Origin of the sequence: Psychromonas sp. Urea-02u-13, assembly GCF_002835995.1 — a bacterium.
Taxonomy (GTDB): Bacteria; Pseudomonadota; Gammaproteobacteria; order Enterobacterales; family Psychromonadaceae; genus Psychromonas.
Genome location: NZ_PJBZ01000119.1, coordinates 1 through 10,434 on the forward strand (window position 1 = coordinate 1; position 10,434 = coordinate 10,434).

8 protein-coding genes and 1 tRNA gene are annotated in these 10,434 nt (G+C 39.4%); 4 read left to right on the plus strand and 5 right to left on the minus strand.

What is annotated here, in order from left to right:
• Window positions 1–79 precede the first annotated feature (79 nt).
• The 4 genes from CXF74_RS19690 to pepA form a co-directional block, all read right to left on the minus strand.
• Window positions 80–979 (minus strand): transporter substrate-binding domain-containing protein, encoded by a 900-nt coding sequence (locus tag CXF74_RS19690; protein WP_157822469.1) that lies wholly within the window; start codon window positions 977–979, stop codon window positions 80–82.
• Between the two features lie 156 nt (window positions 980–1,135).
• Window positions 1,136–4,000, minus strand: coding sequence for a valine--tRNA ligase (locus CXF74_RS19695; RefSeq protein ID WP_101084232.1), 2,865 nt, complete (start codon window positions 3,998–4,000; stop codon window positions 1,136–1,138).
• A complete protein-coding gene (locus CXF74_RS19700) occupies window positions 4,000–4,467 on the minus strand; it encodes a DNA polymerase III subunit chi (protein ID WP_101084233.1) in 468 nt (155 codons plus the stop codon). Before CXF74_RS19700 ends, CXF74_RS19695 begins: the two co-directional genes overlap by 1 nt.
• Before the next feature lie 6 nt (window positions 4,468–4,473).
• Window positions 4,474–5,982, minus strand: a complete 1,509-nt coding sequence (pepA, locus tag CXF74_RS19705; RefSeq protein WP_101084234.1) for a leucyl aminopeptidase — start codon at window positions 5,980–5,982, stop codon at window positions 4,474–4,476.
• Between the two features lie 284 nt (window positions 5,983–6,266).
• Here pepA and lptF point away from each other — a divergent pair, with 284 nt between their 5' ends.
• Together lptF and lptG are read left to right on the plus strand one after the other, a co-directional pair.
• A complete protein-coding gene (gene lptF, locus CXF74_RS19710; protein ID WP_101084235.1) occupies window positions 6,267–7,367 on the plus strand; it encodes an LPS export ABC transporter permease LptF in 1,101 nt (366 codons plus the stop codon).
• 1 nt (window position 7,368) lies between these two features.
• Window positions 7,369–8,436, plus strand: a complete 1,068-nt coding sequence (gene lptG / locus CXF74_RS19715) for an LPS export ABC transporter permease LptG (protein WP_232772597.1) — start codon at window positions 7,369–7,371, stop codon at window positions 8,434–8,436.
• Window positions 8,437–8,512: 76 nt separating this feature from the next.
• Here the strand turns inward: lptG and CXF74_RS19720 are convergent, their stop codons facing one another.
• A complete protein-coding gene (locus CXF74_RS19720; RefSeq protein WP_101084236.1) occupies window positions 8,513–9,067 on the minus strand; it encodes an RDD family protein in 555 nt (184 codons plus the stop codon).
• 180 nt (window positions 9,068–9,247) lie between these two features.
• On the opposite strand from CXF74_RS19720, the gene CXF74_RS19725 reads away from it, so the two are divergent.
• Together CXF74_RS19725 and CXF74_RS19730 are read left to right on the plus strand one after the other, a co-directional pair.
• Window positions 9,248–9,332, plus strand: a tRNA-Leu gene (locus tag CXF74_RS19725).
• Between the two features lie 569 nt (window positions 9,333–9,901).
• Window positions 9,902–10,174, plus strand: coding sequence for a hypothetical protein (locus tag CXF74_RS19730; protein ID WP_101084237.1), 273 nt, complete (start codon window positions 9,902–9,904; stop codon window positions 10,172–10,174).
• The last annotated feature ends 260 nt before the right edge of the window (window positions 10,175–10,434 follow it).

The window sequence follows — 10,434 nt, forward strand, 5'->3', positions numbered from 1 at the left end:
ATTTTTTGATTTGAAAGATCCCCTGAGAGTTTCAATATTCCCTGATTCGTATGTATTCGACTAATCATAAAATGCATTGTTAATGTGTACTTTTAACTAAATAACGTTGTTGAAATAGTGCTTTAGATTTTTTTGTGGCTTGGATTGTTTGATATGAAAGGGTCGGATTTTGAAGCTCTATAATATGACGATTCTCAAGATTTAGATCTTCTATTTGTGTCTGATAATAATATTCAAATAATGCTTCAGAGGTGCCATTGTCTCTTAATTTTGACAGCCCAAGCAACAAACGCTTGGCAAGGTTAGGGTTGTTTTTATTCACAAAAAAGAACAGTGGAAATGGGTAATGTAGGACTATTTCTTTTTCTATCACAAGATCAAGATCTTGATGTGTATGTTGTTCATAAACTATTTCATTTGCACCGCGGGCAAAGCAGTCGAAACGTTGCTTAGCCAGTTGTTGAAAAAGCAGTTCGTATTTGTAAGAGGTTTTTACCGCTAAACCATTGTCTTTTAATACTAAGGTATCGGGCCAATTTTGATGTTGTCCAATACTCAAGTTGCTCGCGAGCCATTGATTTTTATTGGTAATATTAGCAAATCGGTATTGCTCTCCCTGATTAATTAAACAAACTCGGTATCCTAATAAACCTTGAATGAGTGGGATTCTAACGGCAATGGCTTGTTTTTCTCGTTCTCTGGTTGGTGTAAAATGGGCTAAGTCTAAATGTGAGAAATCAATTTTGGAAAGCTCGCGTAAGGCACGGCCTTGCTTCATTTTTATAGAGGTAATTAATTGATAATCGCCATATTCAGGTTTAGTGATATCAAGGGCTTGTTGTAGCGTTTCCATTATTATTTCGGTGGGGTCATTTACCGTGTGTTCCCACACTGTAATTTTAGTGAGGGCGAACAGATGCACCGGGCTGATAAACAGCATCAAGAAGCATAAGCCGGCTCTTTTGTTAATTGTTCTCATCCATTCAACATCCATGTTAAAGCGGACGTTTAGTGTACGTCTTTTTTAAAAGTTGTCTTTTTTTTGTACGTTAAATGTGAAGGTTGTATTATTTTGTGGGCATAAAAAAAGGATCACTATGTGATCCTTTTTTAAATAGCTTAACTTTTTGAAAAATTAAAGTGCTTTAATTGTTTCAATCTGCTCATTTAGTTTGTCACAGGTTGTTTGTAACTCAGCTTGCTTGCCACGCTCTTTTGCGATGACCGCATCAGGTGCATTGCTAACAAAACGTTCGTTACTTAACTTACCGACAATTTTACCTAGCTCTTTATCTGCTTTTTCTAATTGCTTAGATAAACGTGCAAGCTCAGCATCAACATCAATTAAACCAGCCATTGGGATTAACAACTCAAGCTCACCCACTAACGCAGTTGCAGACACTGGCGTTGTTTCGCCTGTCGCTACCATAGTCACTGTTTCTAAGTTTGCTAACGCGCTTAGGAAAGCTTCGTTATCAGCAAAACGACGTTGGTCTTCACTTGACGCATTTTTAGCTAATAAGTTAAGTGGCGTTTTCGGGCTAATATCCATTTCACCACGGATATTACGAATCGCAACAATAACTTGTTTAACCCACTCAAGATCTTTAACTGCTTGTTGGTCGTTCAGGCTTTCATCAAATTTAGGGAAGCTCTCAAGCATGATGCTATCGCCGCCTAAACCCGTGATCGCTTTAACACGCTGCCAAATTTCTTCGGTCATAAACGGCATAATTGGGTGCGCTAAACGTAATAATGTTTCAAGTACGTTTACTAGCGTATTACGTGTACCACGTTGCTGTGCTTCAGTGCCTTTGAACAAGATGGGTTTAGTTAACTCTAAGTACCAACCACAGAACTGGCTCCACGTGAATTCGTAAAGAATGTTAGCTGCTAAATCGAAACGGAACGTATCTAACGCATGGGTATATTCTTGAATCGTATTTTGCAATTGACCTTGGATCCAACGATCTGCCAAGCTTAATTGCATTTCGTTTGTTGCATCGCTACCAAAACCTGAAGGATTTTCTTCTGAGCTCATTAATACATAACGGCTAGCATTCCAAAGCTTGTTACAGAAGTTACGGTAACCTTCAAGACGGTTCATATCCCAGTTGATATCACGACCCGTTGATGCCATTGCCGCTAGTGTGAAACGCAGTGCATCGGTACCATGTGGTTCAATACCACCATCGAAAGCTTTACGTGTTTGCTTTTCAATCTTCTTCGCCATCTTAGGTTGCATCATGTTGCCACAACGCTTAGTCACTAAGCTTTCTAAATCGATACCGTCGATCATGTCTAAAGGATCTAATACATTACCTTTAGATTTAGACATCTTATCGCCATTTTCATCGCGAATAAGTCCGGTCACATAAACGGTTTTAAAGGGCACTTGTGGTTTGCCATTTTCATCTTTCATAAGGTGCATGGTCATCATGATCATACGTGCAACCCAGAAGAAAATAATATCAAAACCCGTTACTAATACATCAGTAGAATGGAAGGTTTTAAGATCCATTGTTTGTTGTGGCCAACCTAATGTAGAGAACGTCCAAAGACCTGATGAGAACCAAGTATCTAATACGTCTTCATCCTGTGTTAATACCACAGAGTCATCGAGGTTATTATCTTTACGCACGGCAGCTTCATCGTGACCTACGTAAACTTTACCTGCTTCATCGTACCAAGCTGGGATTCTATGTCCCCACCAAAGTTGACGCGAAATACACCAATCTTGAATGTTATCCATCCAGCCGTTGTACATGTTTTCGTATTGTTGTGGTACAAATTTGATGTCACCGTTAGCAACCGCTTCTTTTGCTGTTTTTGCAAGAGGCGCTACACGTACATACCATTGGTCAGTTAGCATTGGTTCAATCACAACGCCACCACGATCGCCGTAAGGGATTACAAGATCATGATCTTTAACTTCTTCTAATAAACCTAATGCGTCTAATTCAGACACAACCAGTTTACGCGCTGCTTCACGTGCTAAACCTTGGAATTGCTCAGGTAATGCTTTGCTGTAATCGTCACTCTTTTCGCCATTGCTGTTGAATACTTCAGCTTCACTGCGAATGTTTGCTTCAAAATCTAATACGTTGATCATTGGCAGTTGGTTACGTTTACCGACTTCGTAATCGTTAAAGTCATGCGCAGGTGTGATTTTTACACAACCCGTGCCTTTTTCCATATCGGCATGTTCGTCAGCCATGATTGGAATTAAACGATTAGTGAAAGGTAATAAGATGTTTTTACCAATGATTGATTGGTAACGTGGATCGTCTTTGTTTACCGCAACACCGGTATCACCTAACATCGTTTCAGGACGTGTTGTCGCGACTACAATGTAGTCTTTACCATCAGCAGTTAATACGCCATCAGCCAGTGGGTAGCGGAAGTGCCACATGAAACCTTTAACATCTTTGTTTTCAACTTCTAAATCAGAAATGGCTGTTTGTAGTTTTGGATCCCAGTTAACCAAGCGCTTACCACGGTAGATAAGGTCATCATTGAATAGGTCTACAAATGTCTTTTTAACGGCTTCAGATAAACCGGCATCCATTGTAAAACGTTCACGATCCCAATCAACAGACGTCCCTAAACGGCGCATCTGTTTAGAGATGTTGCCACCAGACTCTTTTTTCCAGTCCCAGATTTTGTCGATAAAGGTTTCACGACCTAATTCTTTACGTGTTTGACCCGTTTCAGCAAACAGTTTACGTTCAACAACCATTTGTGTTGCGATACCCGCATGGTCGGTACCCATTTGCCACAAAGTATTTTTACCCTGCATACGTTGGTAACGAATTAAGGTATCCATAATAGTATCTTGGAAAGCATGACCCATGTGCAAACTACCAGTCACGTTTGGCGGTGGGATCATAATGCAGTAGCTTTCTTTGCTAGTATCGCCGTGTGGTTTGAAGTAACCTTTTTCTTCCCACGTTTGGTAGTTTTTTTGCTCGATGGCACTTGGGTTGTATATCTTTTCCATTACTTATCTTCTGTTTGGTTGTTTGAATTTTGGCTTTCAACTTGTTGAGTTGATAACGTGTGGCCTAATTTTTTATAGGCACTGTATCTGTGTCTAGCTGCGATTTTTAATTGTTCATCACTTGGAACAAAATCAATAATCTGTTGAAAATTATTAGAAAAATCAGGTAGCTGTAAACTTAAATTTATTAATATTGGGCGAGGGTGTGTGGGTGGCATCCAGCTAATTTCAACTGGCGTACCAAAGTTTGGACCTTCACCCAATAAGTTGTGTGGAACAAAACTATCACCATCAAATTGCCACAGTGTTTCATCGACCAAAAATGCATCTTCTTGATTATCGGTATAGATGAACACTTTTCTATTCTGTTGATAATAAAAAGCTGCCAGCGTACAAGCCTGCATAAAATGTGCAGGTAGTTGTTCACTACCATTTTCATTAAGAATATAAAAAGTCACTTGGCTCATAGTTGGTTATTCGCCTAGTTCGCTTTCACTACGGTTAATTAAAAATTGCGTTAGCAATGGCACAGGACGACCTGTTGAGCCTTTATTAGCACCTGCTGGACGCCAAGCTGTACCGGCAACATCAAGATGCGCCCATGTGTATTTTTTAGTAAAACGAGAAAGGAAACATGCGGCAGTAATTGTGCCTGCAGGACGTCCACCAATGTTTGCCATATCAGCAAATGGGCTATCCAATTGTTTCTGGAATTCATCGTCCATCGGCAACTGCCATGCTTTATCGCTTGACTGATTTGACGCATTTAATAACTCGTGCGCAAGGCCTTTATGTGGGCTTAACATTGCACAGATATTATGACCTAGTGCCATGATACACGCACCGGTTAAGGTTGCGATATCAACCACACATTCAGGGTCAAAACGTTCTACGTAAGTTAATACGTCACATAATACTAAGCGACCTTCAGCATCGGTATTTAATACTTCAACCGTTTGTCCTGACATTGTTGTTAAAATGTCACCCGGACGGTATGCGTTGCTTGATGGCATATTTTCTGCGCCCGCTAAAATACCGATAACATTAATCGGTAAGTCTAATTTAGCCAGTGCTTTCATGGTGCCATAAACAGAAGCTGCGCCACCCATGTCATATTTCATTTCATCCATGCCTGCGCCTGGTTTCAGTGAAATACCACCGGAGTCAAAGGTCAACCCTTTACCCACTAATACAATCGGTTTTTGACCTGGTTCGCCACCGTTGTAATGCATGAGTGACATGTAAGCTGGATTAACTGAACCTCTTGCAACAGCAAGGTAGCTATCCATTTTTAGCTCTGTCATCTGCGCAGTGTCGATGATTTCAGTGGTCACCTTATCAAAACGCTCACCTAATGCCTGTGCTTGCTCAGCAAGGTACAATGGCGTACAGATGTTGGGTGGCATATTCGCTAAATCTTTACAAATTTTAGCGCCTGATGCCACTGCAATACCGTGCTGTAATGCAAGCTCTGCGCGTGGCAGTTCTTTACGGCTTGGTACGTTAAACGTTAATTTACGTAGTGGACGACGAGTATTGTCTTTATTAGTTTTGAATTGATCAAAGCTATATAACGAGTCCTGTGCTGATTCAACCGCTTGGCGCACTGCCCAGTAACTATCGCGACCTTTAATATGCAACTCTGATAAGAAGCAGATCGCTTCTAATGAGCCGGTATCGTTTAGTGTTGCAATCGTTTTAGCAATAATTTGCTTGTATTGGGTTTCAGTTAATTCACGCTCTTTACCACAGCCGACTAATAAAACGCGTTCACTTGGTACATTCGGTACATGGTGTAAAAATAGTACTTGGCCAACTTTACCTTCAATATCACCACGACGAAGTAGTGATGTTAAATAACCATCGCTAATTTCATCAAGTAATTCAGCCGCGTGTGATAAACGACGAGGTTCAAAAACGCCAACAACAATACATGCGCTACGTTGTTTTTCGGGACTGCCACTTTTTACAAGAAATTCCATAGTTACCCTTAATGCAGTGAATTTATTTAATTTAACAATGCTATCGTTAAATGTGCCTGATTACCGTACAAATTGCTGTTGATTTAGTGATTAAACAGCAATTTTATGTGTAATAGCTTAGCCTTAGCTCGTTACTATCCAACTAACAAAAACTTATCTGTTTTTTGTAAGTTTGAATCGCTACAATGTAATAATTATATATAAATGCTAGAAACAGCAATTTTACCGTAATTACTTGCTTAATCCACCATTTTCATAACTCTAATTTCAGACTGGAGAACAGGGTGATACTTCTTCGTTACCTCATGCTAGAAACATTCAAAAGCCAAGTAGGTATTCTATTTGTTCTACTGCTTATTTTTGTCAGCCAAAAGTTTATTAGCATTCTTGCAAAAGCAATCAATGGTGTCATTCCTCCGGATCTTGTTTTAACGCTGCTTTACCTTAATTTACCCACACTGGGTACATTGATGTTGCCCATCAGTTTTTACTTGGCTGTACTGTTTGCCCATGGCCGTTTGCATGGTGAAAGTGAAATGGTCGCCATGACGTCTTGTGGTTATAGCCCCAATAAAGTGTTAAAAGCGACGTTTATCTTGTCATTATTCACCTTTGCGTTTGCTTCATTTAATAGTTTGTATCTTGCTCCTATTGCAGAAAATGAAATGATTAGCGTGATTGAAAATGCGGAGTCCGATGCGGGCACGGCAACCTTAATTGAAGGGCGTTTTCATAGCACCTCCGATAAAGGCGGTGTTGTTTACGTTGAACAATATAAAAAAGGGCAGCATTTAGATCGTGTCTTTGCGGCCCATTGGCCAAAAGAAACAGATAAAGCCCCTTCGGTATTAACCTCGTTAACCGGCAGTGTTGAAAACAAAGAAGATGGCACTTGGTTAACCTTACGCGATGGGCAGCGTTATGCGGGTATTGTCGGGCAAGCACAATTTGATGTTAGTGAATTTGAACGTTTTGAAGTGCATATTGCTAATCGTGAAATCCGCGAGAAAAAACGCGGTGTTGAAGCGTTACCGACCGCACAACTGTTTTCGGTGAACGACCCTAATTACCAAGCGGAATTACATTGGCGTTTTGCGATTCCAATTTCTATTTTGATGATCACGTTTATGGCCGTGCCGCTGGCAAAAGTAAACCCGCGCCAAGGTCGCTATGCGAAGTTATTACCCGCACTTGCAATGTACTTAACCTTTTTCTTATTGCTCAGTACAGCGCGCAGCTTGATTGAAGATGGCACTTTACCTGCTATTTCGATTTGGATAGTGCAATTGTTATTTTTAGGCCTCGGCATTGTGTTGCATCTACAAGCACTCGGTAAGTTTTCTTATGCGAAAAAGAGCAAAAAAAAATTAAAGGTTGAATCTTAATATGATGGGAATAATAGATCGCTATATTGGTAAAACGATTTTTGCCTCTACATTTTTAAGCCTGTTTGTTTTGATCGGCTTAAGTAGCATTATTAAGTTTGTAGAGCAGATGAAAAATGTGGGCCAAGGTACCTATGATGTATGGAGCGCCAGTTACTTTGTATTGCTAAAAATGCCCGTTGAAATCGCTGTTTTCTTTCCAATGGCCGCATTGATTGGCGCATTGATTGGTTTAGGCAGCCTTGCTAGCAGTAGTGAACTAGTGGTTATGCAAGCAGCTGGACTTTCAAAGTTACGCATTGCCGGTGCGGTATTAAAAACAGCGGTGCCGATGGTATTGGCTGTGATGATTTTAGGTGAGTTTGTTGCCCCTGAAACAGATAAAGAAGCCTACTCAATGCGTGATCAAGCACGTAGCGGACAGGAAAAAGTCAGTAACAAATATGGCGTCTGGGTAAAAGATGGCGATGCGTTTATTAGTATCGGACGCATGAATAATCAGGCCGAACTGTTTAGTGTGCAACTGTACTTCTTTGATAAACAGATGAAGCTAGAGCAAGCCGTATTAGCCAGAAAAGCCGTTTACCAACAAGGCAGTTGGTTATTAGCGAATGTCAGTCAGACACAGTTTTCTGATGATAAGACACAAGTGCTAAAAATGGATCAATACACGTGGGAAACGGAGTTAACACCTAAAAAACTAGAAGTGGTGTTAAGTGATCCTGAAAAAATGTCGATGCGTGACGTTTATGATTATATTCATTATTTAGAGAGTAACGAACAGGATGCAAGTCGTTATTGGTTAACATTTTGGCGCAAAGCCGTATTACCCTTCACTATCGTGGTGATGATGCTGTTGTCGGTTTCATTTATATTTGGTGGATTACGCACGGTGACGATGGGAACGCGGTTGATCTTTGGTATCGCGAGTGGATTTACATTCCATGTATCGGGGGAGTTATTTGGGCCTGCAAGTTTGGTTTTTGGTTTACCACCGGTATTAGGCGCGGTATTACCCAGCTTATTAGTATTAAGTATTGCGATGTATTTACTGAGAAGGCAAAGTTAGAAAAAGAAAGCTGTCAGTTTTTAGCTGTCAGCTATCAGTAATATAAGCTGTCCGCTGAAAGCCGACAGCTTATTCTTTATTTTTTGTCTTCATCCATAAAACCCATACCTTTAAAACCTTTCCAAGTACTAAGTTCTTTTGTTAATGCAATCACTTCACATTCAGACCATAAGTCTTGAAACGCATTACGGTTGCTGAATAAAGCTAAAATGTTACCTAGGCCAAATGCCGAAGTCGCCATGCGAATTAACGCTTGAGTTAGGCTGATATTGCTACCATCGCTATTTTGTACACGTAAACGCCATGCTTTCATACCAATTGTTTGACCGCCTTTGGTCCAAAAGTAAGCATAGAATCCAACAGTCACAAACCCTAAGTAAGCAACAAAAATGTCACTTTGACCCAAGTAGTCTGCAATGTCTTTATAAGCAGAAAGATTAATTAGGCCCATGTTGTTACCAATAATAACAACCAATAGCGCCAGAATAACTGAGAGCATCAATACCGCAGCCAGTGCAAATAGGTCATAAAGGTATGCACCTAAGCGTTTAAAAATAGTGGCACGAGGGCAACCTTGATATTGCTCTTGCAGAGTAAGTTTTGGTGTTTTTTTCTGATTACGCTTAGCCATGTTGATTCCTCTGGAAATAGAAGCGGACAGTGTAGCATTTTGTTAGAAAATTATAAGTCGTGATTAGTGGCGACTTTTTGAGCGCTTAGGCACAACTCATTTAAAAACGCTTGTTTGTAATGTTTTGATGGGTATAATCAACGCCACAGATTGGTCAGCTGATTGATTAGCTTACTAAATGCCGCTGTGGTGGAATTGGTAGACACGTCGGATTCAAAATCCGATTTCGAAAGAAGTGACGGTTCAAGTCCGTCTAGCGGTACCATATATAAAAAGTCCTAAGTCAGAAATGACTTAGGACTTTTTGCTTTTTCGCATCTCCAAAATCTCACTACCTCAAGTTATACGAAAGAAGTGACGATTCAAGCCCGTCTAGCGGTGCCATACATAAAAAAACCTAAGTCAGAAATTATTTAGACCTGACTGATTCTGCCCTCCTCCTCAAAGCGTACAATGATATGACGGTTAAAATCTACCTAGCCACTCTATAAATGAAAGAGGCACATGTCCTTAGTTGAGATTGTAATTACTCTCAAAAAGCATAAGGAAGACTGTTTGTTGTTCTGGTAAATGACATGTAAAATACTAATTTAGGCGTGCTTTATCTTTTTTTTCTCGATTTTTGTATTGTCAGGCTATTAATTTGACGCTAATAACTGTTAATTATTTAATTTAATTTAATTTTGATGGTGGTCAAAGTGTTATATTGTTATTCGACATTAATGATTTATTTTGTGACCCCACCTTTTTTAAATGAACAAATGCTAGGTATAGTTAAATTACAGTGTACAATATTAGATTGTCTGCATATTGTAAAAAGAAGAATAAATAAGAATGAACAAGTTATTAATAGGTACATTACTACTATTTATTAGTGGTCAATCTTTAGCAAATTCAATATATTTAATTGAGGTGGCTGTTAAGAGCACAGTTTTTATTGTTGATGATGTTGTTTTTATAAGTCGTGGTGGCTGTTATGGTATAGAGGCATCTGATCAAATTATATTGGTTTCTCCTAAATATTTTTTAAATAATAAGTTAGTAAAGCTTTCAACGGGTAAAGTTTGCGAAGTTGCATTAGTCCATACCATTAAAGAAGATGCATAAATTTAATTACGCTATCTTTTTTTTAACCCACATAACAATTACTATGACATATGTTGCTCTTATCCATGTCTGTATGAGTCGCGAACATATGCAAAGTTAATAGTTATAAAATAGTACTAACTAAGCCCAACAGTGCATAACTTGCTTTAGATCACTCATCGGTTTCAATCCCCTATTTCAAGTCTGTCCTGATATAAAAAGACCTAAGTCAGTAATGACTTAGGTCTTTTTATATCATCTACATTCAAAAAACCGATCGG

Coding starts and splice junctions, on each gene's coding strand:
- CXF74_RS19690 (WP_157822469.1), bottom strand. CDS start 979: ATGAGAACAATTAACAAAAGAGCCGGCTTATGCTTCTTGATGCTGTTT.
- CXF74_RS19695 (WP_101084232.1), bottom strand. CDS start 4,000: ATGGAAAAGATATACAACCCAAGTGCCATCGAGCAAAAAAACTACCAA.
- CXF74_RS19700 (WP_101084233.1), bottom strand. CDS start 4,467: ATGAGCCAAGTGACTTTTTATATTCTTAATGAAAATGGTAGTGAACAA.
- pepA (WP_101084234.1), bottom strand. CDS start 5,982: ATGGAATTTCTTGTAAAAAGTGGCAGTCCCGAAAAACAACGTAGCGCA.
- lptG (WP_232772597.1), top strand. CDS start 7,369: ATGATGGGAATAATAGATCGCTATATTGGTAAAACGATTTTTGCCTCT.
- CXF74_RS19720 (WP_101084236.1), bottom strand. CDS start 9,067: ATGGCTAAGCGTAATCAGAAAAAAACACCAAAACTTACTCTGCAAGAG.
- CXF74_RS19730 (WP_101084237.1), top strand. CDS start 9,902: ATGAACAAGTTATTAATAGGTACATTACTACTATTTATTAGTGGTCAA.